General features: G+C 68.8%; 22 protein-coding genes. 11 read left to right on the top strand and 11 right to left on the bottom strand.

The genetic code is table 11. The features are described 5' to 3' along the window. Positions 1-21 precede the first annotated feature (21 nt). On the top strand, positions 22-888 hold the full coding sequence (locus tag ACH4LD_RS21490) for a GNAT family N-acetyltransferase (protein ID WP_398054868.1): 867 nt from the start codon (positions 22-24) through the stop codon (positions 886-888). Between the two features lie 78 nt (positions 889-966). Here the strand turns inward: ACH4LD_RS21490 and ACH4LD_RS21485 are convergent, their stop codons facing one another. Beyond that, entirely contained in the window at positions 967-1386 is a 420-nt protein-coding gene (locus ACH4LD_RS21485) for a heme-binding protein (RefSeq protein ID WP_132784899.1), read from the bottom strand. 99 nt (positions 1387-1485) lie between these two features. After that, entirely contained in the window at positions 1486-2694 is a 1209-nt protein-coding gene (locus ACH4LD_RS21480; RefSeq protein WP_398054867.1) for an MFS transporter, read from the bottom strand. A 144-nt stretch (positions 2695-2838) separates the two neighbouring features. Between ACH4LD_RS21480 and ACH4LD_RS21475 the strand changes: the two genes are divergently transcribed. Together ACH4LD_RS21475 and ACH4LD_RS21470 are read left to right on the top strand one after the other, a co-directional pair. After that, a complete protein-coding gene (locus tag ACH4LD_RS21475) occupies positions 2839-3297 on the top strand; it encodes a MarR family winged helix-turn-helix transcriptional regulator (RefSeq protein WP_014673743.1) in 459 nt (152 codons plus the stop codon). Between the two features lie 9 nt (positions 3298-3306). Then, positions 3307-3759, top strand: a complete 453-nt coding sequence (locus ACH4LD_RS21470) for a GNAT family N-acetyltransferase (RefSeq protein ID WP_103813600.1) — start codon at positions 3307-3309, stop codon at positions 3757-3759. Between the two features lie 69 nt (positions 3760-3828). Here ACH4LD_RS21470 and ACH4LD_RS21465 read toward each other — a convergent pair whose 3' ends face one another. Both ACH4LD_RS21465 and dnaB read right to left on the bottom strand, forming a co-directional pair. Then, positions 3829-5214 (bottom strand): serine hydrolase domain-containing protein, encoded by a 1386-nt coding sequence (locus tag ACH4LD_RS21465; RefSeq protein ID WP_398054866.1) that lies wholly within the window; start codon positions 5212-5214, stop codon positions 3829-3831. 104 nt (positions 5215-5318) lie between these two features. Continuing rightward, positions 5319-6797 carry a replicative DNA helicase gene (gene dnaB / locus ACH4LD_RS21460; RefSeq protein ID WP_103813598.1) on the bottom strand — a complete coding sequence of 493 codons (1479 nt, stop codon included), beginning with the start codon at positions 6795-6797 and terminating at the stop codon, positions 5319-5321. A gap of 481 nt (positions 6798-7278) precedes the next feature. Between dnaB and ACH4LD_RS21455 the strand changes: the two genes are divergently transcribed. Next, complete coding sequence (locus tag ACH4LD_RS21455; protein WP_398054865.1) at positions 7279-8616, top strand: MATE family efflux transporter; 1338 nt, start codon at positions 7279-7281, stop codon at positions 8614-8616. A 182-nt stretch (positions 8617-8798) separates the two neighbouring features. On the opposite strand, the gene rplI is transcribed toward ACH4LD_RS21455, so the two are convergent. The 4 genes from rplI to rpsF form a co-directional block, all read right to left on the bottom strand. Then, positions 8799-9245, bottom strand: coding sequence for a 50S ribosomal protein L9 (gene rplI / locus ACH4LD_RS21450; RefSeq protein WP_132784894.1), 447 nt, complete (start codon positions 9243-9245; stop codon positions 8799-8801). A gap of 18 nt (positions 9246-9263) precedes the next feature. Then, positions 9264-9500 carry a 30S ribosomal protein S18 gene (gene rpsR, locus ACH4LD_RS21445; RefSeq protein ID WP_003949403.1) on the bottom strand — a complete coding sequence of 79 codons (237 nt, stop codon included), beginning with the start codon at positions 9498-9500 and terminating at the stop codon, positions 9264-9266. 80 nt (positions 9501-9580) lie between these two features. Then, on the bottom strand, positions 9581-10159 hold the full coding sequence (locus tag ACH4LD_RS21440) for a single-stranded DNA-binding protein (RefSeq protein ID WP_189296663.1): 579 nt from the start codon (positions 10157-10159) through the stop codon (positions 9581-9583). A gap of 80 nt (positions 10160-10239) precedes the next feature. Then, positions 10240-10530 carry a 30S ribosomal protein S6 gene (gene rpsF, locus ACH4LD_RS21435; protein WP_014673750.1) on the bottom strand — a complete coding sequence of 97 codons (291 nt, stop codon included), beginning with the start codon at positions 10528-10530 and terminating at the stop codon, positions 10240-10242. Between the two features lie 273 nt (positions 10531-10803). Here rpsF and ACH4LD_RS21430 point away from each other — a divergent pair, with 273 nt between their 5' ends. The 3 genes from ACH4LD_RS21430 (at position 10804) to ACH4LD_RS21420 (ending at position 13474) form a co-directional block, all read left to right on the top strand. Then, entirely contained in the window at positions 10804-11118 is a 315-nt protein-coding gene (locus tag ACH4LD_RS21430) for a hypothetical protein (protein WP_103813597.1), read from the top strand. A 120-nt stretch (positions 11119-11238) separates the two neighbouring features. Further along, a complete protein-coding gene (locus tag ACH4LD_RS21425; protein WP_103813596.1) occupies positions 11239-12357 on the top strand; it encodes a peptidoglycan bridge formation glycyltransferase FemA/FemB family protein in 1119 nt (372 codons plus the stop codon). Between the two features lie 85 nt (positions 12358-12442). Continuing rightward, positions 12443-13474 (top strand): alanine racemase, encoded by a 1032-nt coding sequence (locus tag ACH4LD_RS21420; RefSeq protein WP_030640115.1) that lies wholly within the window; start codon positions 12443-12445, stop codon positions 13472-13474. Between the two features lie 144 nt (positions 13475-13618). Here ACH4LD_RS21420 and ACH4LD_RS21415 read toward each other — a convergent pair whose 3' ends face one another. Together ACH4LD_RS21415 and ACH4LD_RS21410 are read right to left on the bottom strand one after the other, a co-directional pair. Beyond that, positions 13619-15172: a glycosyltransferase family 87 protein gene (locus tag ACH4LD_RS21415; RefSeq protein WP_398054864.1), complete on the bottom strand. Its 1554-nt coding sequence runs from the start codon at positions 15170-15172 to the stop codon at positions 13619-13621. A 129-nt stretch (positions 15173-15301) separates the two neighbouring features. After that, a complete protein-coding gene (locus ACH4LD_RS21410; RefSeq protein ID WP_398054863.1) occupies positions 15302-17992 on the bottom strand; it encodes a transglycosylase domain-containing protein in 2691 nt (896 codons plus the stop codon). Positions 17993-18388: 396 nt separating this feature from the next. Here ACH4LD_RS21410 and ACH4LD_RS21405 point away from each other — a divergent pair, with 396 nt between their 5' ends. The 3 genes from ACH4LD_RS21405 (at position 18389) to ACH4LD_RS21395 (ending at position 21570) form a co-directional block, all read left to right on the top strand. Further along, positions 18389-19072, top strand: coding sequence for a PadR family transcriptional regulator (locus tag ACH4LD_RS21405; RefSeq protein ID WP_398054862.1), 684 nt, complete (start codon positions 18389-18391; stop codon positions 19070-19072). 43 nt (positions 19073-19115) lie between these two features. Beyond that, positions 19116-20198, top strand: a complete 1083-nt coding sequence (locus tag ACH4LD_RS21400; RefSeq protein WP_014673757.1) for an inositol-3-phosphate synthase — start codon at positions 19116-19118, stop codon at positions 20196-20198. A gap of 100 nt (positions 20199-20298) precedes the next feature. Then, the gene (locus ACH4LD_RS21395; RefSeq protein ID WP_398054861.1) at positions 20299-21570 is read left to right on the top strand and encodes an MFS transporter; all 1272 of its coding nucleotides are present in this window, start codon (positions 20299-20301) and stop codon (positions 21568-21570) included. 83 nt (positions 21571-21653) lie between these two features. On the opposite strand, the gene ACH4LD_RS21390 is transcribed toward ACH4LD_RS21395, so the two are convergent. Beyond that, positions 21654-23096, bottom strand: a complete 1443-nt coding sequence (locus ACH4LD_RS21390) for a CCA tRNA nucleotidyltransferase (RefSeq protein WP_132784889.1) — start codon at positions 23094-23096, stop codon at positions 21654-21656. Between the two features lie 256 nt (positions 23097-23352). On the opposite strand from ACH4LD_RS21390, the gene ACH4LD_RS21385 reads away from it, so the two are divergent. Then, complete coding sequence (locus ACH4LD_RS21385) at positions 23353-25725, top strand: DUF6049 family protein (protein ID WP_398054860.1); 2373 nt, start codon at positions 23353-23355, stop codon at positions 25723-25725. Positions 25726-25737 lie beyond the last annotated feature (12 nt).

Raw genomic sequence — 25737 nt, 5'->3', positions numbered from 1 at the left:
CGGTCGGACAGCCTGACCTGCGTGCCAACTCCTTCCCTCACCGCTCTGCCCATTCGCCGCCTGACGCTTCGCGATCTCACTGCCTGCGCCGACCTGTCCGAAGACCGGGGGTGGCCACGCGAGGAACACAAGTGGGGCTTCCTTCTCACAGCCGGGAAGGGCTTCGGCATCGACGACCCCGAGGGCGGCCTCGTCGCCGCGTGCGTGGTCACGGAGTACGGCGCGTGGGGGCGGCCGGATCTCGCCGCCGTCGGCATGGTGCTGGTGGCCGAACGTCACGCACGCCGGGGCGTCGGGCGCCGTCTGATGCGGCATGTCCTGTCCAGCGTGGGGACGACTCCCCTGACTCTGCACGCCACGCCGTACGGCCGTCCTCTGTACGAGGAGCTGGGCTTCAAGGTGACGGGCCGGGCGGAGATGCTGATGGGCCACTTCATCCCCGAGGACCGGGATTCCGAGGTCGTCACCCGCGCCGCCACCGCAGAGGATGTCCCGGCGATCCTGCGCCTCGACGAGGAGGTGTTCGGCACCGACCGTACCTCTCTCATCACGCGCCTGCCCGCCTTCGCCGATCAGCTCCGGGTGGCCGAGGAGGACGGCCGCCTCATCGGCTACACCGCCGCGTGGCCCAACATGGACACCCATGTCGTCGGTCCGCTGATCGCCCGGGACACGGAGACCGCCAAGGCGCTGATCGCCTCGCTGGCGGCCCGCACGGACCGTCCGCTGCGGACCGACATCGATGTGCGCCATGAAGAGCTGCTGACCTGGGCGAAGGAGCGGGGCCTGGCCTCCGTGGCCTTCAACTCGGTGATGGCCTGTGGCATCACGGAACTGCCGGGGGACTGGACGCGGCGGTTCGCACCGCTCACGGTCGCCGCGGGCTGAGTCCTCGTACGACGCGCACCGGCCCCGCCGCTCGAAGCGGCGGGGCCGGTGTCATGAGGTCCGGGCTGTTGCTGTGGCTCAGGCGAGCGCCTGCACGGCCGCGGTGGCGAAACCATGGTCCTGGTCGGGAGCACCGCCGCCGACACCGATCGCGCCGACCAGCCGGCCGTCGCGGTGGACCGGGATGCCGCCCGCGATGAAGAGCAGGGGCCGGTCGAGCGCCGTGGGGAGGGTGTGGAAGAGGCCGCCGGGCTGGACGGCGTCGACGAGGTCGGCGGTGGGCGCGTTCAGCTGAAGAGCCGTGTAGGCCTTGCGGGTGCTGGTCTCGCCGGAGATCAGCACAGCGCGGTCGTCCCGGCGGAAGGCGAGCAGGTGGCCGCCGGCGTCCAGGACCGTGACGCTGACGGCGACTCCGGCGTCGTCGGCCGCGCGGCGGGCGGTGGCGACCAGCAGCTCGGCGTCCTCGATGGTGAGCGGGGCGACAGCGGTGGTGGTCATGGAGGTGTCTCCTCGGGAGGGGCTGTGGTGGGTGCTTGCCGTACCGGTGGAGCCCGGTACGGAGGTCTGTGGGGGTGAGGCGCCCGGAGTGCGGGCCGCTCAGTGGTGGACGGGCGTCCGCTGCTCCGCCGGTGCGCCGGAAGCGGTCACGGTCCCGCGGGCGCCGTCACGGCGCTCCAGGGCCGCCGAGAGGAAGGCGAGGACCAGGGCGGCAGCGGCGAGGGCAGCGCCGACCCAGTTGGGGGACGTGTAGCCGAAGCCGGCCGCGATCACGAGGCCGCCGAGCCAGGCGGACAGGGCGTTGCCCAGGTTGAAGGCGCCGATGTTCACGGCCGAGGCGAGCGTCGGAGCGCCGTGCGCCTGGTCGAGGACGCGCTTCTGCAGCGGCGGCACGGTCGCGAAGCCGAGGGCGCCGATCAGGGCGATGGTCACCGCGGCCGCGATCTTGTTGTGGGCGGTGAGGGTGAAGAGTGCCAGAACGACGGCCAGGGCGCCCAGGGAGACGTACAGCATCGGCATCAGGGCGCGGTCGGCGAACTTGCCGCCGATGAGGTTTCCGCCCACCATGCCGAGGCCGAACAGGACCAGCAGCCAGGTGACCGAGCCGTCGGCGAAGCCGGTGATGTGGGTCATCATCGGGGCGATGTAGGTGATGGCCGCGAAGACACCACCGAAACCGAGGACGGTCATCGCCATGGCCAGCAGGACCTGGGCGTTCTTGAAGGCGGCCAGCTCATGGCGCAGGTGGACGCCCTCGGGCCGCGGCAGCTCGGGAACGAGCTTGGCGATACCGGCGAGGCCGACGACACCGAGGGCCGCGACGATCCCGAAGGTGACGCGCCAGCCGGCACTCTGCCCGATGAACGTGCCCAGCGGGACACCGACGACGTTGGCGATGGTCAGACCGGTAAACATCATGGCGATGGCGCCGGCCTTCTTGTCGGGCGCCACCAGGTCGGCGGCGACGACCGAGCCGATGCCGAAGAAGGCACCGTGGGCGAGCGAGGCGACCACGCGTCCGATCAGCATGACCGCGAAGACCGGGGCGACGGCCGAGAGCAGGTTCCCGGCGATGAACAGGACCATGAGCAGCATGAGCATCCGCTTGCGCGGGATCTTGGTGCCGAGCACGGTCATCAGCGGAGCGCCGATGACCACGCCGAGCGCGTAGCCGGTCACGAGCAGGCCCGCCGTGGGGATGGAGACCCCGAAGTCGCCCGCGACCTCGGGCAGCAAGCCCATGATCACGAACTCGGTCGTTCCGATTCCGAAGGCCCCGATCGCGAGGGCCAGAAGCGCGAGAGGCATGAGAGGGGTACACCTTCCCAGACGATTGCAGGAGCGCTTTGCGTTCGTTCACAATAGTTGCAGACGCTGGTTAAATGCAAGCGACGTCTATTGCGACAGTGCTCTACTCTTGATGGAGCCACTCCGGGACGGAGGAAAACGCCAATGACAGCCACGGACCCCGCGCTCACCGCCCTCGCACAAGGCTGGTGCGCCCTTTCTGCGCTGCACGGACGGATCGAGGCGCACATCGAGCGCGCTCTGCAGGCCAAGCACGACCTGAGCGTCCGTGAGTACTCACTGCTGGACGTCCTCAGCAGACAGCACGAAGGCGAGGGCGGGCATCTGCAGATGAAGCAGGTCGCCGACGCGGTCGTGCTCAGCCAGAGCGCCACCACCCGCCTGGTGACCCGGCTGGAGGACCGCGGACTGCTGGAGCGCTACCTGTGCCCCACCGACCGGCGCGGCATCTACACCAACGTCACCCCGGCGGGTCTGCGGCTACTGGAGGAGGCGCGGCCCACCAATGACGCCGCCCTGCGCGAGGCCCTGGACAGCGCCGCCCAGAGCCCCGAGCTGGCGCCGCTGGTGCGAGTGGTGGAGTCCCTGAACGTGCCCGCGTAGGGTGCGCCCATGGACGATCTTGAGATACGTGCCGCGACCGCCGACGATCTCCCGGCGATCGTGGCGATGCTCGCCGACGACCCGCTCGGGGCCCAGCGCGAGTCGCCTGGCGATCTCACGCCGTACCGGAAAGCGCTGGAACTCCTCACCGCCGACCCCAATCAGCATGTCGTCGTCGCCGTACGCGAAGGCCGTGTGATCGGGACTCTCCAGCTGACGATCATCCCCGGGCTCTCACACAAGGGGGCCACTCGGGCGCTCATCGAGGCCGTGCGCATCCACGCCGACGAGCGGGGCAGCGGGCTGGGCAGCCGGCTGATCGAGTGGGCGATCGACACCTCCCGACGGCTCGACTGCCAGATGGTCCAGCTCACGTCCGACAAGACGCGGACCGATGCGCACCGTTTCTACGAAAGGCTGGGCTTCACCGCCTCACACGAGGGCTTCAAGCTGCGCCTCTGACGGCGGCCCGTAGAAGAACGGAACAAGGGGTGTGTTTCACGTGAAACACACCCCTTGTGCGTATGCGGGCTAGCCGATGCCCCGCCACCCCTCCGGGGCCACGCCACCGGGCACCGGGGCCTCGGGGTCGTACGGCTGACGGGTGAACACGAATGAGCCGAGATCCAGGTGGCTCACCGACCCGTCCGGGTGCCGTTCGGGCCGCAGCAGCTCACCGGCGTAGTAGCCCTCCAGCCCCGTCCAGGTGCCGTCGCCGTTCGCACGGAAGCGGGCCCTCCGTCCGCCGCCCGCCAGTGGCGCCAGCGCGAGCAGGCCGTCGGCGGTCGCACGCAGGCCGAAGGCATGGGTGCCCCAGTACCACTGCCCCACGAGCTCCAGCACGGCCGGGTCGACCTCCCTCAACGGCCGCCAGGGCTCGGGGATGCGCGGCTCCGCCTCCGCGACGATCCGGACGAGGTCCGCTCCCACGGCACCCAGCAGCGGACCGCTGGTGCAGTTGGCGAGCACCACCGCGGCCACGTCGTCCTCCACGCTGATCGTGAGGTTCGCCAGAAAACCCGGCAGGGAACCGGAGTGCCCGACGAGTAGCCGGCCGTCACGGCACTGGACCTGCATGCCCAGCCCGTACGTGACCCCGTCCACCACATCCGCGGCCTCGGCGGGAGCCGCCGGAGTGCGCATCTCCCGGACGGACTCCGCGCTCAGAACCCGCTCGTCTCCCCGGGCCAGAAACGCGGCGAACCGTGCCAGGTCCCCGGTGGTCGACCAGAGCTGGCCGGCCGGTGCCATCCGGCCCAGGTCCTCCGTCGGCTCGGGAAGCATCGCGTCGGCCCACGGGTGCACCGCCCATCCGCCCGCATGCGGGGGTTCCGGCTGCGTGCTCGTCCGGTGCAGACCCAGCGGCTCCAGGATCTCCGCGCGCAGCGCCTCCTCCCAGGGGGCGCCGCGCAACTCTTCCACCAGAGCCCCGAGCAGCGTGTAGCCGGGGTTGGAGTAGTGGTGCCGTCGGCCGACGGGATGCAGGTGGGGCTGTTTCCCGAGTACATCGCTCAGTTCGGGCCGCAGGGAGCCGGGCGTCCGTTCCCACCAGGGCGCGGGCGATTCGGCCGCCAACCCCGCGGTGTGCGCGAGCAGTTCCGCGATCGTCGCCTCCCCCGCGCCGGTGCCCGGCAGATGTTTCTCCAGCGGGTCACCGAGATCGAGGACACCCTCGTCCCGCAGCCGCATCACCAGCACGGCGGTGAAGGTCTTGGTGATGGATCCGATCCGGTACTGCACGGTCTCGTCCGGTCCGTGCCCGTCCACCGAGGTCCGTGCCCCGTGCCAGACGGCCTGCCCGTCCCTTACCACGGCGGCGACCAATGACGGAGTCCGTCCTTCGGACTGCGCGACGGCGATCCGGTGGAGCAAGGCCCTGCGGGTGGCGGGGAGGAGCGCTTCCTGAGTTCTCGTCATGGGCCCAGTCCACCTGGTGCGGAGGCGGGCGTCGAATGCATTTGTCGTGCGCCCCGGCCGGGCCCACGACACCCCCGCCCCTAGCCGCGGACGTGCCCGGTGGGTCAGGTCTGGGCCATGTCCACGAAACGCGAGTAGTGGCCCTGGAAGGCGACCGTGATGGTGGCCGTCGGACCGTTTCGGTGCTTGGCGACGATCAGGTCCGCCTCGCCCGCGCGTGGGGACTCCTTCTCGTAGGCGTCCTCACGGTGCAGCAGGATGACCATGTCGGCGTCCTGCTCGATCGAGCCGGACTCACGCAGGTCGGAGACCATCGGCTTCTTGTCGGTGCGCTGCTCGGGACCACGGTTGAGCTGCGAGAGCGCGATGACCGGGATCTCCAGCTCCTTCGCGAGCAGCTTGAGGTTACGGGACATGTCCGAGACCTCCTGCTGACGGCTCTCGGCGCGCTTGGAGCCACCGGACTGCATCAGCTGGAGGTAGTCGATGACGACCAGCTTCAGGTCGTTGCGCTGCTTCAGGCGCCGGCACTTGGCGCGGATCTCCATCATCGACAGGTTCGGGGAGTCGTCGATGTACAGCGGCGCGGCCGACACGTCCGGCATACGGCGGGCGAGTCGCGTCCAGTCCTCATCGGTCATCGTGCCGGACCGCATGTGGTGCAGGGCGACCCTGGCCTCGGCGGACAGCAGACGCATGGCGATCTCGTTGCGGCCCATTTCGAGCGAGAAGATGACGCTCGGGAGGTTGTGCTTGATGGAGGCGGCCCGCGCGAAGTCCAGGGCGAGGGTCGACTTACCCATGGCGGGACGGGCCGCGATGACGATCATCTGGCCCGGGTGCAGTCCGTTCGTCAGCGAGTCGAAGTCCGTGAACCCGGTGGGCACACCCGTCATCTCGCCGCTGCGCGAGCCGATCGCCTCGATCTCGTCGAGAGCGCCTTCCATGATGTCGCCGAGCGGGAGGTAGTCCTCGCTGGTGCGCTGCTCGGTGACGGCGTAGATCTCGGCCTGGGCACGGTTGACGATCTCGTCCACGTCTCCGTCGGCCGCGTATCCCATCTGCGTGATGCGCGTGCCTGCCTCGACCAGGCGGCGCAGAACGGCCCGCTCATGGACGATCTCGGCGTAGTACTCGGCGTTGGCCGCCGTCGGCACGGTCTGGACGAGGCTGTGCAGATACGCGGCGCCGCCGACCTTGTTGATCTCGCCACGCTTGGTGAGTTCGGCGGCGATGGTGATCGGGTCGGCCGGCTCGCCCTTGGCGTAGACGTCGAGGATGGCCTGGTAGATCGTCTCGTGCGCGGGCTTGTAGAAGTCGTGGCCCTTGAGGATCTCGACGACATCGGCGATGGCGTCCTTGGACAGCAGCATGCCGCCCAGCACGGACTGCTCGGCGTCCAGATCCTGTGGCGGCACCCGCTCGAAGGACGAACCCCCGCCGTCCCAGGTGCCGTTCTCCCTGCCCCGGTCGTGCTGCTCGTCACGACCCCGGCCGACATCACCGCGCCGACGGGAGGCCGGCAGACGATCACTGGGCCCACTGTCGGCCCACGGATCGTCCAAGGGCTCGGAAATGCTCACCGAGCCACCTCCTCCCGTCCGCACGGCGGACCTCGCCGTGTCCTCTTTTGTACGGCACGACACTGACAAATAAGACGCCCAACTCCGGTTCAGGCGCGTCGGGTTTGTGACGGTTCCCCGGCCCGAAGAAGGACGCCTCCGGAGCCCGGTGAGGGAGCGGGCGCCGGACCACCGTAGGCCCGTCGGCACCGTCAGCCAATCTGGTTATCCACAGGCCATGTGGACGACGGCCCGGATGCTGTGGAGAACTCGCCGAAACCTGTGCACGACCCGGTGGAAAGCCCTGTGAACAAGCCCTCGATCTCTTCGAGACCAAGCCTTTGACCTGCGCATTCACGATCCACCGGCTGTGCAGAGAAAAAACTTCCCCAGTCGGGCCAAGATCGCTTCGAACGGCACCCGAAAGGACACGACCCGCAATTCAAAGTAAGGATCACATGGCGGTTGCATCACTTACCTGTGGACGATTACATTGATGCTCATGACACAGGCTCCAGAGATCCCCAAGGCCGCCCTGCGTCGGCACGACCGAGAGATCGTCGCGCTGGCCGTCCCGGCCTTCGGCGCCCTCGTCGCCGAGCCTCTCTTCGTCATGGCGGACAGTGCGATCGTCGGCCATCTCGGGACCGCTCAGCTCGCCGGTCTCGCCGTCGCCTCGGCGCTCCTCACCACCGCCGTGAGTGTCTTCGTCTTCCTCGCCTACGCCACCACGGCCGGCGTGGCCCGCCGCGTCGGCGCCGGTGATCTCCCGGCGGCCATCCGTCAGGGCATGGACGGCATCTGGCTGGCACTGCTGCTCGGTCTCGCCGTCATCGCGGTCGTGCTGCCCCTCGCGCCCGGCATCGTGGACCTCTTCGGCGCGTCCCCGACCGCGGCCCCGTACGCCATCACCTATCTGCGCATCTCCGCGCTGGGCATCCCGGCCATGCTCATCGTCCTGGCCGCGACCGGAGTGCTGCGCGGCCTGCAGGACACCCGGACCCCGCTTTACGTCGCCGTCGCGGGATTCATCGCCAACGCCGTCCTCAACGCGGGGCTCGTCTACGGCGCCGGGCTCGGTATAGCCGGTTCGGCCTGGGGCACGGTCATCGCCCAGTGCGGCATGGCGGCCGTCTATCTGACCGTCGTCGTCCGCGGGGCCCGCCGGCACGGCGCTTCTCTCCGGCCGGACGCCGCCGGTATCCGGGCCTCGGCTCAGGCCGGCGTCCCTCTGCTGGTGCGCACGCTGTCCCTGCGGGCGATCCTCATGATCGCCACGGCGGTCGCGGCCCGTCTCGGTGACGCCGACATCGCCGCGCACCAGATCGTCCTGTCCCTGTGGAGCCTGTTGTCCTTCGCGCTCGACGCGATAGCGATCGCGGGACAGGCCATCATCGGCCGCTACCTCGGAGCGGACGACGCTCAGGGAGCCCGGGAAGCCTGCCGCCGCATGGTCCAATGGGGCGTCGCGACCGGAGTTGTGCTCGGCCTGCTCGTGGTGGCCGCACGACCGCTCTTCCTGCCGCTGTTCACCGGCGACTCCCTGGTGAAGGACGCCGCTTTGCCGGCCCTGCTGCTCGTGGCGCTGTCGCAGCCCATCTGCGGGGTCGTCTTCGTCCTCGACGGGGTCCTCATGGGCGCGGGGGACGGCCCATATCTGGCCTGGGCCATGGTCGTCACCCTGTTGGTGTTCGCTCCGGCGGCCCTGCTCGTTCCCACGTTCGGCGGCGGACTCACCGCCCTGTGGGCCGCGATGACGTTGATGATGGCGGTCCGGATGCTGACCCTGTGGCTACGGACCCGCTCGGGCCGCTGGATCGTGACCGGCGCGACCCGCTGACCGTTTCACGTGAAACACGCTGCCGTCCCGGTGACGACAGTCCGGTCAGGAAAGCCCGGCCTTGAGGTCCACGTCCATGGGGGCCACGTTCATGAAGGCCACGTTCATGGGAAAGGGACCGCACCCCTGAAGGGTGCGGCCCCTTTCACCGGCTCAAGCGAGCACGGCGATCACGCGGCGATTCAGGCCGCGACGACCTCGACGTTGACCTTGGCGGCAACCTCGGGGTGCAGACGCACGGACGTCTCGTGGGCGCCCAGGGTCTTGATCGGAGCGGACAGCTCGATGCGGCGCTTGTCGACCTCGGGGCCACCGGAAGCCTTGATCGCGGACGCGATGTCGGCCGGGGTGACGGAACCGAAGAGACGGCCGGAGTCGCCGGAGCGGACGGCCAGACGGACCTTCACGCCCTCAAGCTGAGCCTTGACCTGGTTGGCCTGCTCGATGGTCTGGATCTCGTGGATCTTGCGAGCACGGCGGATCTGCTCGACGTCCTTCTCGCCACCCTTGGTCCAGCGGATAGCGAACTTCCGCGGGATCAGGTAGTTGCGAGCGTAACCGTCCTTGACGTCGACGACGTCGCCCGCGGCACCGAGGCCGGAGACCTCGTGGGTGAGGATGATCTTCATGAGTCGGTCACCCTTCCCTTAGCGCGCGGTGGACGTGTAGGGCAGCAGCGCCATCTCACGGCTGTTCTTGACGGCCGTGGCGACGTCACGCTGGTGCTGCGTGCAGTTGCCGGTCACGCGGCGGGCACGGATCTTGCCGCGGTCGGAAATGAACTTCCGCAGCATGTTCGTGTCCTTGTAGTCCACGTACGTGACCTTGTCCTTGCAGAAAGCGCAGACCTTCTTCTTCGGCTTGCGCACAGGCGGCTTCGCCATGGTGTTTCTCCTGTGTGATCAAGAAGTTGGGATACGACCCGCCCTCGACCCGGACCGGCCCGAAGGCCTGGCCCGAAGGCCTAGAAGGGGGGCTCGTCCGAGTAGCCGCCACCGCCGCCGGAGCCTCCGCCCCAGCCGCCGCCACCCTGGTTGCCACCGGCGGGAGCGCCGGTCGCCCACGGGTCGTCGGCCGGAGCGCCGCCGCCCTGCTGGCCGCCACCGGAGCCTCCGCCCCAGCCGCCGCCACCCTGGCCGCCACCGCCGCCGTAACCGCCCTGGCCACCGCGAGCGCCACCGGCGGTCTTGGTGACCTTCGCCGTGGCGTTGCGCAGGCTGGGGCCGACTTCCTCGACGTCCAGCTCGTAGACCGTGCGCTTGACGCCCTCACGGTCCTCGTAGGACCGCTGCTTCAGCCGGCCCTGCACGATGACGCGCATGCCTCGCTGGAGCGACTCGGCGACGTTCTCCGCCGCCTGGCGCCAGACCGAGCAGGTCAGGAAGAGGCTTTCGCCGTCCTTCCACTCGTTCGTCTGGCGGTCGAAGGTGCGGGGAGTGGACGCGACGCGGAACTTCGCGACCGCCGCACCGGACGGGGTGAAGCGCAGCTCGGGGTCGTCGACAAGATTGCCGATGACCGTGATGACGGTCTCGCCTGCCATGGGGGAACCTCTCGGCGGGTTTGCTGCTCTGGCTGCTTGTTGCTGCTACTCGGATCCCGAGATCAGCTGAGCGGGAGAGCTCAGTGGGTCTCGGGGCGGAGGACCTTGGTCCGGAGGACCGACTCGTTCAGGTTCATCTGGCGGTCGAGCTCCTTGACGACCGCAGGCTCGGCCTGCAGGTCGATGACCGAGTAGATGCCCTCGGGCTTCTTCTTGATCTCGTAGGCGAGACGACGACGGCCCCAGGTGTCGACCTTCTCAACCTTGCCGCCGCCGTCACGGACGACGGACAGGAAGTTCTCGATCAGCGGGGAGACAGCGCGCTCCTCGAGATCGGGGTCGAGGATGACCATCACCTCGTAGTGACGCATGTGGAACCCACCTCCTTTGGACTCAGCGGCCACGGTCGTTCCGTGGCAGGAGGGTTGTGATGCGTACGCAACGGTATCGGCCGCCACTGACAATCGGGGTTCCTTCAGGGAAGCCGGCAGTGTGACCTGTACAGGTCTGGGCAGACACCAGTGCAGACGATACAGACTACCCGCACACACGCTTCCGGTTGAAATCCGGCCGTCGACCCCGACAATCTGTACACATCGGGTGTGTACGGCGCTACGATGCGCCGCCTTCCGCAGGAGGTGCCCATGGCACAGGCATTGCGACCCAACACCGCCGGTTCCCTCTTCGCCACGGACGGCAAGCCCCATCCGCTTCAGGACACCCTGATGGCGGTGACGTTCGTCCTGGGCCTGCTGTCCTTCATCACGTCCTTCTTCCACAGCCTTCACCTGCTGACCTCGTGGACGGGCCTGGTGGCACTGGCCACGGGCGTGTACGGACAGTGGATCTCGGTGACCACGCGGCAGCGGTTCGGTCTGATCCTGGGTCTCGGCGCCGCCGGAGTCGGTTTCCTGATCGGCATGGCCCACGGCGGCCTGTTCGGCGGGGTCATCAGCTGACCCCACCGGGCTCAAAGCCCCGTACGCCCAGTCGGGGCGCTCGCAAGGCGCAGTAGGCTTCGGCGCGAGAGCCGGAGCCCCTGTACCCATGGGGACACACCAGCCCGAGGAGCGCCCCGAATGAGCCTGACCCTGAGGACCATCAGTCGCGAGCAGCATCTGGCCTTCATCCAGAGCCTGCCGGCGGCGAGCCACATGCAGGTCCCGGCCTGGGCAGATGTGAAGGCGGAGTGGCGTTCGGAGAACCTCGGCTGGTTCGACAGGAGCGGCCAGCTGGTCGGCGTGGGCCTGGTCCTCTACCGCCAGCTGCCCAAGATCAAGCGCTACCTCGCCTATCTGCCCGAGGGCCCGGTCATCAACTGGTACGCGCCGAACCTGGACGACTGGATCCAGCCGATGCTGGCGCACCTGAAGCAGCAGGGTGCCTTCTCCGTGAAGATGGGCCCGCCGGTGATCATCCGCCGCTGGAACGCCGACACGATCAAGAAGGGCATCCAGGACCCGGACGTCAAGCGTCTGCGCGACCTGGAAGCCGACTTCATCGAGCCGCGCGCCTTCGAGGTGGCCGACAAGCTGCGTCGCATGGGCTGGCAGCAGGGTGAGGACGGCGGCGCCGGCTTCGGCGATGTGCAGCCCCGCTACGTCTACCAGGTGCCGCTGGCCAACCGCTCCCTGGAAGAGGTCCACAAGAACTTCAACCAGCTGTGGCGCCGCAACATCAAGAAGGCCGAGAAGGCCGGTGTCGAGGTCGTCCAGGGCGGCTACCAGGACCTGCCCGAGTGGCAGCGGCTGTACGAGATCACGGCTGTCCGCGACCACTTCCGGCCCCGCCCGCTGTCGTACTTCCAGCGCATGTGGACGGCCCTCAACACCGAGGACCCCAACCGCATGCGGCTGTACTTCGCCCGCCACAACGGGGTGAACCTCTCGGCAGCGACGATGCTGATCGTCGGCGGGCACGTCTGGTACTCCTACGGCGCCTCCGACAACATCGGCCGCGAGGTCCGGCCGTCCAACGCCATGCAGTGGCGGATGCTGCGCGACGCCTACGCGCTCGGCGCCACCGTCTACGACCTGCGCGGCATCTCCGACTCGCTGGACGAGACCGACCACCTCTTCGGTCTCATCCAGTTCAAGGTCGGCACCGGCGGCCAGGCCGCCGAGTACCTCGGCGAGTGGGACTTCCCGCTGAACAAGCTGCTCCACAAGGCGCTCGACATCTACATGTCGCGCCGCTGAGCCGCGCGGGCGTTTGATTCCATTGCCTTCGCAGCTCTCACACCTCTGATCCACCGCAGCCACGAGAAAGGTTCCGGGTCCGGCCATGGCGCTCACGCTCTACGTCGACACCGCGCGCTGGCGGGCGCACCACAAGCACGTGCAGGAGCAGTTCCCGGGACTCGTCCCGGTCTGCAAGGGCAACGGCTACGGCTTCGGGCACGAACGGCTGTCGGAGGAGGCCACGCGGCTCGGTGCCGACCTGCTCGCCGTCGGCACGACCTACGAAGCCGCACGCATCAAGGACTTCTTCAGCGGTGACCTGCTGGTGCTCACGCCGTACCGGCGTGGCGAGGAGCCCGTGCCGCTGCCCGACCGGGTCGTCCGCTCGGTCTCTTCGATCGACGGCGTGTACGGCCTCGTGGGCGCCCGTGTCGTCATCGAGGTGATGTCCTCGATGAAGCGGCACGGCATCAGCGAGCACGACCTGCCCCAGCTGCACCAGGCCATAGAGAACGTCCGGCTGGAGGGCTTCGCCATCCATCTGCCGCTGGACCGCACCGACGGCTCGGACGCCGTCGAGGAGGTCATCGGCTGGATGGACCGGCTGCGCGCGGCACGGCTGCCGCTGCACACGATGTTCGTCAGCCACCTCAAGGCCGACGACCTGGCCCGGCTCCAGCAGCAGTTCCCGCAGACCCGGTTCCGCGCCCGCATCGGCACGCGGCTGTGGCTGGGGGACCACGACGCCACGGAGTACCGCGGTGCCGTCCTGGACGTCACGCGCGTGGCGAAGGGCGACCGGTTCGGGTACCGGCAGCAGAAGGCGGCCTCGGACGGCTTCCTGGTGGTCGTGGCGGGCGGAACGTCGCACGGGGTGGGTCTGGAGGCCCCGAAGGCCCTGCACGGCGTCATGCCGCGCGCCAAGGGCGTCGCCCGGGCCGGGCTCGCCACGGTGAACCGGAACCTCTCCCCGTTCGTCTGGGGCGGCAAGCAGCGCTGGTTCGCCGAGCCGCCGCACATGCAGGTGTCGATCCTGTTCGTGCCCTCGGACGCCCCCGAGCCGAAGGTCGGTGACGAACTGGTGGCCCATCTGCGGCACACCACGACCCAGTTCGACCGTCTCGTGGACCGCTGAGCCCGTCCAGAACGCCGAGAAGGCCGTATCCGGTGCTCCCGGATACGGCCTTCTGTGCGCACCGCCTCCCGCGGGACGGCAGGCTCGCGGTGCCGTGTGCCGATGCGGCGCGGAGCGGGCCGATGAGGCCTGGCGCGTGTTCGCTCAGAGCGAACGTTCGTCGTGGGACAGCGTCTCCGGCCGGCCCCAGTCCACCTGAGGCCCCTCGAAGTCGGCGGCGTGGCGCGGCGGATGGGCTCCCGCGCCGAGCACGAACACGTCCTCCGCGCCGTCGAGCACGCCGCCCGACGGATCGTCGTCGCCGGACCGGCGCACCACGTCCCGCTCCGGCATGAGGATGTCCCGGACGACCACGGCGCACAGGTACAGCGTGCCCAGCAGGTGCACGACGATCGCCCAGTGGTAGCCCTGCGTCGGCAGGCCCTTGTGGGCGTCTCCGCTGGTCGTGTAGGCGAGGTACAGCCAGATGCCCAGGAAGTACGCCACCTCGCACGCCTGCCAGATCAGGAAGTCCCGCCACTTGGGCCGGGCGAGGACCACCAGCGGCACCAGCCACAGGACGTACTGGGGCGAGTAGACCTTGTTGGTGAGGACGAAGGCGGCCACCATCAGGAAGGCGAGCTGGGCGAAGCGCGGCCGGCGCGGGGCGGTGAACGTCAGCGCGGCGATGCCGAGGAAGCACAGCACCACGAGCACCGTGGCGGCGGTGTTGACGAACTCGGTGGTGGGCGGACTGCTGGAGTTCTGCGCCCAGATCAGCCAGAAGGAGCCGAAGTCGACGCCGCGCTCCTTGCTGAAGGTGTAGAACTTCGCCCAGCCCTCACGGATGTGGAAGCCCGTCGCGTCGTGCGTGATCATCACGGGCAGGTTCACCACGAGCCAGGCGACCACCGCTCCGCACACGGCCTGGAAGAACGCGCGCCACCTGCCCGCCCGCCAGCACAGCACCAGCAGCGGCCCCAGCAGCAGCACGGGATACAGCTTGGCGGCCGTGGCGAGCCCCAGGAGGACACCGAAGGCGACGGCGCGGCCCCGGGACCACATCAGCATCGCGGCGGCCGTCAGCGCCACGGCCAGCAGGTCCCAGTTGATGGTCGCGGTCAGCGCGAGGGCGGGCGCCAGGGCGACCAGCAGACCGTCCCAGGGACGCCGACGGTGGGTACGGGCCACACACACGGCGATGACGGCGGCGCACACCATCAGCATCCCGGCGTTCACGAACCAGTACCACTGCTCCTGGTGCTGGATACTGCCGCTGTGCGGCGTGAGCCAGGAGGCCACCTCCATGAACAGGCCGGTGAGCACCGGATATTCGAGGTAGTCCATGTCGCCGGGGAGCTTGTCGAAGTACGGCACGAGGTGGTCGGCGAACCCGCGGCCCTGATATAGGTGCGGAATGTCCGAGTAGCAGGCGTGCGTGTACTGGCTGCTCGCTCCGAAGAACCAGCCACTGTGGTAGCAGGGCGCCTTCTGGACCAGGCCGAGGGCGAACATGCCGATCGCCACGAGCGCCACGACCCGCACGGGGGTCCACCAGGAGGCCCCCAGCAGGGCGTGCCGTCCCAGGGGGCCGCCGATCAGTTCACTGCCTGCGGCGGCGACCTCGTCCTCCCTGGTCGGCTGCACCGCCTCGGCCGCGACGGACCGCACGGACTCGGGCTCGTGCATGCTCGCGGGCGTCATCTCTGCACTGGGCATGGGGCACATCCTGCCGTACCCGGCTGGGAAAACACCGAGGGCCGCCGCACCTGGTGGGTGCGGCGGCCCATGTTTCACGTGAAACACCCTCGGTGGGCGATATGGTCGCCAACCGGTCAGATCACCGGGTTAACCGGTCTGACCTCCGAAGAAGCCCCCGTTGCCGTTTCCTCGGGTGTTACCGGTCCCTGTCGTGTCCGTGACCGTGGGTGACGGCGACTCGCCTGTGCCTCCGTCGAGGCCACCCGTGTCCACGCCTCCGGTGCCATTGCCGTTCGCTCCGCCGGTGCCATTGCCGTTGCCGTTGCAGTTCGGGTCCCAGCCGAACTGGCAGGACTCGCTCGGCGTCGGTGACGGTGAGGTGGTCGTCACGCTCGGCGTCGGGGTCGGCGTGTCACTCGGCGTCGGGCTGGGCGTGATGGTGACGCTCGGGGTCGGGGACGGAGCACCCACCTCGTCCTGGACCTTGCCGATCTCGGCGGGGTCCGGGAAGCCCGGGTCGTTCTTGCCCTTGAGCGCCTCCTTCATGTACTCGGTCCACACCTGGGTCGGGATGTCACCACCGTGGATGGAGTCCACGCCCGCCGTGCCATTCATGGACAGCAGCTCGTGGTCCTTGGGGTTCTCGCGGAACATCGCGACCGAGGTCGACAGCTGCTTGGTGTAGCCGACGAACCAGGCCGACTTGTTGCTGTCCGTGGTACCCGTCTTGCCGGCGGCGGTACGTCCCAGGGCCTTGGCGTTCTGGCCCGTACCGTTCTGGATCACGTTCTCCAGCGTGTCCGTGACGTTGTTGGCCACGTTCTCCGGCATCGCCTGCGTCCGCTTGGGCTTGGTGAAGCCCGGCAACTCCTGGCCGTCCTTCTTGACGCTCGTCACCGAGTACGGATCCGTGTGCTGGCCCGACGCGGCGAACGTCGCGTAGGCGTCGGCCATACGGATCGCGCTCGGCGTGGAGGTGCCGATCGCGAAGGACGGGTTGAGGTCGGCGAAGCTTGCGTCGAGGATGCCGGAGGCCTTCGCGACGTCCCGGACCTTCGTCATCCCCACGTCCATCCCGAGCTGCACGAACGGCGTGTTGACGGACTGCTCCATGGCCTTGCGCAGCGTGATGTAGCCCCAGGGCTTGGGACCCTCGTTGCGCTGGTAGAAGACCGAGCCGTCCTTCTTCAGGACGTAGCTTCCGTCCTGGTTCCTCACCTTGAGCTTGTCGTTGCCGTTGTACTTGCTCAGCGGCGAGATGCCCTCACCGTCGGACTTGTAGGTGCCGTACTCCATTGCCGCGGCCAGCACGAACGGCTTCCACGTCGAACCGACGGGGACACCGGAGGTGTCGGCGTTGTTGGTGAAGTGTCCGTTCTCGTACCCGTCACCGCCGTAGAGCGCGACGATCGCACCGTCCTTCGGCAGCACCGATGCCGCACCGAACTGGACGTACTTGTCCAGATCGCGATGTTTCGGGTCGAGGCGTTCCTTCTGGACCTTCTTCACAGCCGCGCTCAGGGCGTTGACGCTCTTCTTGTCGAAGGTCGTGTAGACCTGGTAGCCGCCCTGGTCGAACTGCGCCTCGGTGATCTTGGAGTGGTTCAGCACGTACTTCTTGGCCGTGTCGACGAGGTAGCTGATCTGGCCGGTCATGCCCTTGGTCGCCTTGCGGTCCTGGGGCTCGGGGTACTTGCTCTTGGCCAGCTGGTACTGGTCGTCCGTGAGGTGCTTGTCCTTGTGCATCTCGCTGAGGATCCAGGCCCAGCGCTTCTCGGAACGCTCTCGGTTGTCCTTCGCGTTCGCCGACGGGTCGAGGTCCGCGTTGCCGGCCGGGTCGTAGTACGTCGGACCCTTCAGCAGCGCCGCCAGGAAGGCGCACTCGCTCGGGCTGAGGTCGAGCGCGTCCTTGCCGTAGTAGGTCCGCGCGGCGGCCTGGATGCCGTAGGCGCCGCGACCGTAGTACGAGGTGTTCAGGTAGCCCTGCAGGATCTGCTTCTTGTCGAGCTTCGTGCCCACCTTTATGGAGATGAACATCTCCTTGAACTTGCGGGTGACGGTCTGTTCCTGGCTCAGGTAGGTGTTCTTCACGAACTGCTGGGTGATCGTCGAGCCACCCTGCGTCTGACCGCCCCGGGCCATGTTCGCCAGGGCTCGGGCGATACCCATGGGATCGACGCCCGAGTCGTCGTAGAAGCTCTTGTTCTCCGCCGAGATCACGGCCCACTGCATGGCCTCGGGGATCTTGTCGATGGTGACGTTCTGCCGGTTCACCCCGGTGCCCGTCGCCACCATCTGGCTGCCGTCGGCCCAGTAGTAGACGTTGTTCTGGGACTTGGCCGCGTCGTTCTCGTTCGGGATCGAGACCATCGCGTAGCCGACGCCGACCATCACCACCAGGCTCCCGACGAAGCCGACGAACAGCCCGCTCACCAGCTTCCAGGACGGCACCCAGCGTCGCCAGCCGTACTTGCCGGCCCTCGGGTAGTCGATGAACCGCTTCTTGCCGGGTGCGGTCGTCGCGCGGCCGCCGCCGCGCCCGGGACCGGTCGGCCCGCCCGGGCCGCCGCGCCGGCCGCCGGCGTTGTCGGCCGCTCTGCGTCGGCCACCTCTCTGCGCGGCACGGCGGGCCTCGGCACGGCCGCCGTAGGAACGCTCCTCACTTCCCGGGTCAGTGGGCTCCGACCCCGGGGAACGGGACCCATAGGAGTCGGCAGGGGACCCGGTGGCGCCTCGCGGTGCCGCACGGCGGCCGGAGGACGGACCGGACTGGCCGCGTCGGGCCGCGGCACGTCCGCCTCCCTGCGGCTGCGGCGGTTTGCGACGGTGCTCGCTCATCGAACGATTACTCCTCGGGCAGGCGCACCCGTGCGCGCCTGGAACGGCGGCTGATTTCCGGTCCCCCCGAAGTACGGATGTGGTCGGTCCTGCATTCACCCGTACTGCACCGGGGACGACGACGTTCCCCAGGCATCACGCGGTTCCCGGTGGTGTGCATGCCGCACAGACTACGCACCACCAAAACGCGCCGAGCTCCGAAGTTCACCCCAAAACAGGCAAGTTGCCTCCAACGAAACGGTGATGTGATCCCGTTCACCACTCTCCCTCTTGTCGCGTGCGGTAGGCCGTTCTATCGTGCTGATGTATCGAGTCGATACATCAGCACGAGATAAAGACGCTGCCAGGCGGTGCGAGACCTGCGGGACGGACCTGCGGGACCGGGAGGAGGCGACGATGAGCCGGCGCTCCGGCATCCTTGAGTTCGCCGTGCTCGGCCTGCTCCGGGAGTCCCCGATGCACGGCTACGAGCTGCGTAAACGCCTCAACACGTCACTGGGTGTGTTCCGCGCGTTCAGCTACGGGACGCTGTACCCCTGCCTCAAGGCGCTGGTCGCCAACGGCTGGCTGATCGAGGAACCCGGGAACACCCACGACGACGCCCTCGCCACTCCCCTCGCCGGACGCCGCGCCAAGATCGTTTACCGGCTGACCGCGGAAGGCAAGGAGCACTTCGAGGAACTGCTCTCGCAGGCCGGTCCCGACGCGTACGAGGACGAGCACTTCGCCGCACGGTTCGCCTTCTTCGGGCAGACCTCGCGCGATGTGCGCATGCGCGTCCTGGAGGGCCGGCGCAGCCGCCTGGAGGAGCGCCTGGAGAAGATGCGCGCCTCGCTTGCGCGCACCCGGGAGCGCCTCGACGACTACACACTTGAGCTCCAGCGCCACGGGATGGAGTCCGTGGAGCGCGAAGTGCGCTGGCTGAACGAGCTCATCGAGAGCGAGCGGGCCGGGCGGGACCTGAGGGGTTCCGCGTCCGGGGGGTCCGCTCAGCAGGACACCACCACTGGATCGACGGGCGGCCTGCCCCGTCCCGGGGACACTCCCCGGACGGATACGCCCGACGACACCGCCACGTGAGTCCCAGTCAGGGCCTCACTCGTACACACAGGGAGCAACCGGAATGGGTTCGGTTCGCGTAGCCATCGTCGGCGTGGGCAACTGCGCCGCGTCGCTGGTGCAGGGAGTCGAGTACTACAAGGACGCCGACCCGGCGTCCAAGGTCCCCGGCCTGATGCACGTGCAGTTCGGTGACTACCACGTCCGCGACGTCGAGTTCGTCGCCGCGTTCGACGTCGACGCCAAGAAGGTCGGCCTTGACCTCGCGGACGCCATCGGCGCCTCCGAGAACAACACGATCAAGATCTGCGACGTGCCCACCACCGGTGTCACCGTCCAGCGCGGCCACACCCTCGACGGCCTCGGCAAGTACTACCGCGCCACCATCGAGGAGTCGGACGCCGAGCCGGTCGACGTCGTCCAGGTCCTGAAGGACAAGCAGGTCGACGTCCTGGTCTGCTACCTGCCCGTCGGTTCCGAGGACGCGGCGAAGTTCTACGCCCAGTGCGCCATCGACGCCAAGGTCGCCTTCGTCAACGCCCTCCCGGTCTTCATCGCCGGCACCAAGGAGTGGGCGGACAAGTTCACCGAGGCCGGTGTGCCGATCGTCGGTGACGACATCAAGTCCCAGGTCGGCGCCACCATCACGCACCGCGTCATGGCGAAGCTGTTCGAGGACCGCGGTGTCATCCTCGACCGCACGATGCAGCTGAACGTCGGCGGCAACATGGACTTCAAGAACATGCTTGAGCGTGAGCGCCTGGAGTCCAAGAAGATCTCCAAGACGCAGGCCGTCACCTCCCAGATCCCCGACCGGGACCTCGGCGAGAAGAACGTCCACATCGGCCCGTCCGACTACGTGGCCTGGCTGGACGACCGCAAGTGGGCCTACGTCCGCCTGGAGGGTCGCGCCTTCGGTGACGTCCCGCTGAACCTGGAGTACAAGCTGGAGGTCTGGGACTCCCCGAACTCCGCCGGTGTCATCATCGACGCGCTGCGCGCCGCGAAGATCGCCAAGGACCGCGGCATCGGTGGCCCGATCCTGTCCGCCTCCTCGTACTTCATGAAGTCCCCGCCGGTCCAGTACTTCGACGACGAGGCCCGCGAGAACGTCGAGAAGTTCATCCGCGGTGAGGTCGAGCGCTAAGACGCCCGGCGCCGCTCGCACGAGAACGCTCCTGCCAGGGCTGTGAAGGTCCCCGGGTCCCGCGACCCGGGGACCTTCCGCATGTGTGAGGGTGTGATCCATGCCCGTCGTCCGTGACCTGCGCGTCCTGCTGCGCCTGGAGAACTTCCGGCGCCTGCTGTACGTCCGTCTCCTGTCCCAGGGCGCCGACGGCGTCTACCAGGTCGCGCTCGCCGCGTACGTCGTCTTCTCTCCGGAGAAGCAGACCTCGGCCGCCGCGATCGCCTCGGCGATGGCGGTCCTGCTGCTCCCCTACTCACTGGTCGGACCCTTCGCCGGTGTCCTGCTGGACCGCTGGCGCCGCCGGCAGGTCTTCGTGTACGGCAACCTGCTGCGCGCCCTGCTGGCCGCGGCCACCGCCGCGCTGATGCTCGGCCACACTCCCGACTGGCTCTTCTACGTGTCCGCGCTGTGTGTCACGGCCGTCAACCGCTTCGTCCTCGCCGGGCTGTCCGCCGCCCTGCCACGGGTCGTCGACACCGAGCGCCTGGTGCTGGCCAACTCTCTCTCCCCGACCGCCGGCACCCTGGCCGCGACCGTCGGCGGGGCCCTGGCCTTCGGCGTGCGGATCACGGCATCGGACTCCGACGCGGCGGTGGTACTGCTCGGCGCCTTCCTGTACCTGTGCGCGAGCCTCGCGTCCCTCCGCCTGGCACCCGGCCTGCTCGGACCCGACCGACACCCGGCCCGCCCCCGCCTCGGCACGGCGCTCGCCACGACGGCACGCGAGCTGCTGGCGGCCCTGGGACACCTGGCCGCGCCCAGGCGCAGGGAAGCAGCCTGGGCTCTGGGCGTGATGACACTGATGCGCTTCTGCTACGGCGCCCTCCTCGTCCTGCTGCTCATGCTCTGCCGCTACGCCTTGGCCGACACTCCCGAGGAAGGACTGCGACTCCTCGGGCCGGCGCTGGCACTGTCCGGCGCGGGATTCTTCGCGGCGGCCGTGGTGACGCCGTGGGCGGCGGGACTGCTCGGTCCCATCCGCTGGATCATGGTGTGCTCCGGCGCGGCCATGGTGCTGGAACCCGCCCTGGGCCTGCCCTTCGCCACCGGACCACTCATGGTCGCGGCCTTCGTTCTGGGCCTGATCACCCAGGGCGCCAAGATCGCCACGGACACGATCGTCCAGTCCTGTGTCGAGGACGGCTTCCGCGGCCGGGTCTTCTCCGTGTACGACGTGCTCTTCAACGTCGCTTTCGTCGGCGCTGCCGGAGTGGCGGCCCTGATGCTTCCGCCGGACGGCCGCTCGACAGTGCTGGTGGCTCTCGTCGCGGTCATCTATGGAGTGATCACCGTCGGACTGGCTCGCTTCGCGCGTCGCAGTACAGAGTGAGGGGCGATGTTTCACGTGAAACATCGCCCCTCGGTGTCTCCGTCTCCGGCGACTGTTTCACGTGAAACATCGCCCCGACCGACTCAGCCCTGCTCGGCCCACCACTCCTTGAGCGCCGTCACCGCGGTGTCGTGCTCCATCGGCCCGTTCTCCAGGCGCAGCTCCAGCATGTGCTTGTACGCCTTGCCGACTGCCGGGCCGGGACCGATCCCCAGGATCTCCATGATCTGGTTGCCGTCCAGGTCGGGGCGGATCGCGTCAAGCTCCTCCTGCTCCTGGAGCTGGGCGATGCGCTCCTCCAGGCCGTCGTAGGCCCGGGACAGTGCCATCGCCTTGCGCTTGTTGCGCGTGGTGCAGTCGGAACGGGTCAGCTTGTGCAGGCGGTCCAGCAGCGGGCCCGCGTCACGGACATACCGGCGGACCGCCGAGTCCGTCCACTCCCCGGTTCCATAGCCATGGAAGCGCAGGTGTAGTTCGACCAGCCGTGAGACGTCCTTCACCAGCTCGTTGGAGTACTTCAAGGCGGTCATGCGCTTCTTGGTCATCTTGGCGCCGACCACCTCATGGTGGTGGAAGGAGACCCGGCCGTCCTGCTCGAAACGGCGGGTGCGCGGCTTACCGATGTCATGCAGCAGCGCGGCCAGGCGCAGGGTGAGGTCCGGGCCGTCCTCCTCCAGCGCGATCGCCTGCTCCAGAACGATCAGCGTGTGCTCGTAGACGTCCTTGTGCCGGTGGTGCTCGTCCCTCTCCAGCCGCAGCGCCGGCAGCTCGGGCAGGACATGTCCGGCGAGCCCGGTGTCGACGAGCAGGCTCAGCCCCTTGCGCGGGTGCGCGGAGAGGATGAGCTTGTTCAGCTCGTCCCGGACCCGCTCAGCCGAGACGATCTCGATCCGCCCGGCCATCTCCGTCATGGCGGTGACGACCTCGGGGGCGACCTCGAAGTCCAGCTGGGCGGCGAACCGGGCGGCCCGCATCATGCGCAGGGGATCGTCCGAGAACGACTCCTCGGGCGTGCCGGGGGTCCGCAGGACACGGGCCGCGAGGTCCTCCAGTCCGCCATGCGGGTCGATGAACTCCTTCGCCGGCAGCGCCACGGCCATGGCGTTGACGGTGAAGTCGCGGCGGACCAGGTCCTCCTCGATGGAGTCGCCGTACGACACCTCCGGCTTGCGCGAGGTGCGGTCGTAGGCCTCGGAACGGTAGGTGGTGATCTCGATCTGGTAGCCGCCCTTGTGCGCGCCGACCGTGCCGAAGGCGATGCCCACCTCCCAGACGGCGTCCGCCCAGGGCCGGACGATCTTCAGTACGTCCTCGGGGCGGGCGTCGGTCGTGAAGTCCAGGTCGTTGCCGAGCCGGCCGAGCAACGCGTCGCGGACCGATCCGCCGACCAGGGCGAGCGAGAAGCCCGCTTCCTGGAATCGGCGGGCGAGGTCGTCGGCGACCGGGGCCACCCGCAGCAGCTCGGCGACCGCGCGCTGCTGCGCCTGGCTCAGGGCAGAGGGAGTGTCTTCGTTCGGGTTCGGCACAACAGAAGAGGGTACGTGCCCGGCGCGGCCGGAGGCGCCCCCTTAACGCGCTGCGGACAGCTCCCGGCATACCCGTGCAAGCGCTGCTCTTGCGGCGTACGGCCGCTCTCCCCTCGATACTGGATATAGGGGACGGGTCACGGTTGTCTTTCGATCTTGTGGAGGAGACCGCGGCACTTCCCCTCAGCGCGCATCGTTACCATGCGTGGACGCACATTCCGACGACCACTGACGACGACGAGGGACGGGCGAGCGCGTGGCCGAGGCGGCTGACTTCCAGGGGACCAGTGCCTCACCTGCCCGCCGGTGGCTGCGGCGCGCCGGAGCACTGCTCGCCGGGACCCCACTGCTGGCGGGTGTGCTCCAGCTGCCCGCCGCCGGGCCCGCTCAGGCGGCCTCGTCCGGCACGGTGTCCGTCTCCCTGGACTCGCTCAGCCCCAGTGCCCCCACCGACGGCGACACGCTGACCGTGTCGGGCACGGTGACCAACAACGGCAAGCAAGCCGTCACCGACGCCCATGTGGGTCTGCGCGTGGGCCCCGAGCTGACCAGCCGCTCGGAGATCGATTCCGTCGCCCGGCACTCCGACGAGCCGCAGGGCAGCACCGGCACGGAGGTCGGCGACAAGTACGAGGAGAAGTTCGACAAGCTGGCCCCCGGGGTCGCCGAGCACTTCACGATCTCCGTCCCCGTGGACAAGCTCGACCTCGGCGACGACGGGGTCTACGAGTTCGATGTCGCCCTGTCCGGCCAGACCTCCGCCCAGGCCTGGGACCAGGTGCTCGGCGTCCAGCGGACGTTCCTGCCGTGGCAGCCGTCAGAGGCCGACACCAAGACCAAGACGTCCTTCCTGTGGCCGCTGATCTCCACGGTCCACATGACGGCCAAGACGGGCGCGGGAGAGCTGCAGACGCCGGAGTTCCTCGACGACGACCTGGCCAAGGAGCTGGCCCCCGGCGGCCGGCTGGCCCAGATGGTGGACCTGGGCAAGGACCTCGACGTCACCTGGGTGATCGATCCCGACCTCCTCGCCTCGGTCGACGCGATGGCCGCGGGCAACTACCGGCTCCAGGGCGCCGACGGCACCAGCACGCCCGGTCCGCGGGAACACCAGGCGATCGCCAAGCAGTGGCTGGCGGCCCTGCAGAAGGCGGTGGCCGGCAAGGAGGTCGTCGCCCTGCCGTTCGCCGACCCGGACCTGGCCTCCCTGGCGCACAACGGCACCAGCGTCACCGGATCGCTCAGCCACCTCAAGGACGCCACCGACGTCGCTGCTCTCACCGTGAAGACCGTGCTTCATGTCACACCGAGCACCGACTTCGCCTGGCCGGTGGACGGTGCCGTGGACCCGTCGATCATGAAGGTCGCGACCTCCGCCGGCGCCGACCGGGTGATCGCCCGCAGCGACAGCCTCCAGGAGACCGGCGGACTGCCGTACACGCCGTCCGCCGCCCGTCCGGTCGGGGGAGGCACCACGGCGGTGGTCGCCGACGCCCGGCTGTCCAAGGCGTTCGAGGGCGACCTCACGAAGGCTGGCTCGGCCACCCTCGCCGTCCAGCGGTTCCTGGCCCAGAGCCTGGCGCTGAACGCGCAGACGGACAAGCAGCGCAGCATCGTCGTCGCCCCGCAGCGCATGCCCACGGCGAGCCAGGCCCAGGCGATGGCGGCGGCGCTGAAGGCACTCCAGGGCGGCACCTGGTCCCAGTTCCAGGACCTCTCCGCGGCGGCCAAGGACAAGCCCGACCCGGGCGCCACCACGCGCATCCCGTCGACGTCCGCCTACCCGTCCTCGCTGCGCCGGCAGGAACTGCCGCGGGCGGTCTTCGACCAGATCGCCCGCACCCAGGACAAGCTCGACAACTTCCGGGTGATCCTCTCCGACCAGTCCCGCGTGGTCACGCCCTTCGGGCGGGCCATAAACCGCGAGATGTCCACGTCCTGGCGGGGCAGGCGCGGCGAGGCGGTCAGCTATCGCGACGGCGTGGAGGCCTGGATCGACGACCTGACCCAGCAGGTCAAGCTGATCGACAAGTCCGAGACCAAGCTCTCGGGGCGGAGCGCCACCATCCCGGTGACCGTCCAGAACAACCTGGTCCAGCCCGTGGGCCACCTGGTGCTGCGCCTCACCTCCACCATGCCGACCCGTCTGAAGATCCACGGCAAGGCCTACGACGAACAGCCCGTGGAGGTCTCCGGCGGGCACAGCCAGTCGGTGAAGTTCACCACCTCCGCCAACGCCAACGGCCGGGTGACGGTCCTCGCCCAGCTGTACACCGAGGACGGCCAGCCCTACGGCGACGCCGTCAGCTTCGATGTGAAGGTCACCGAGGTCACGCCCACCGTGATGCTGGTCATCGGGGGCGGCGTCCTGCTCCTGGTGCTCGCCGGCTTCCGCATGTACACCCAGCGCAAGCGCGCGGCCGCCCGGCAGGCCGACGAGGACGGCCCCGGCACCGCGGGGGAGAACACGGGCGAGCCCGGGAACCCGGAAGCGCCCGGCGACCGTCTCCCGGAAGAGTCCGACTCCACCTCCGGGGCAGACGACCCGGAGCAGCCGAGTGACCCTGCGCCGGACACCGCACCGGAAAGCGCCGACCCGTCCGGGACGGGTGAGAGAGTGGACCGTTGAGCGATGTCGTGG

It is taken from the genome of Streptomyces sp. NPDC017676 (assembly GCF_044329325.1).
In the GTDB taxonomy this organism is placed as follows: Bacteria; Actinomycetota; Actinomycetes; order Streptomycetales; family Streptomycetaceae; genus Streptomyces.
The sequence above is the reverse complement of the archived record's forward strand: the minus strand, read 5'-3'. Positions and strand labels throughout refer to the sequence as shown.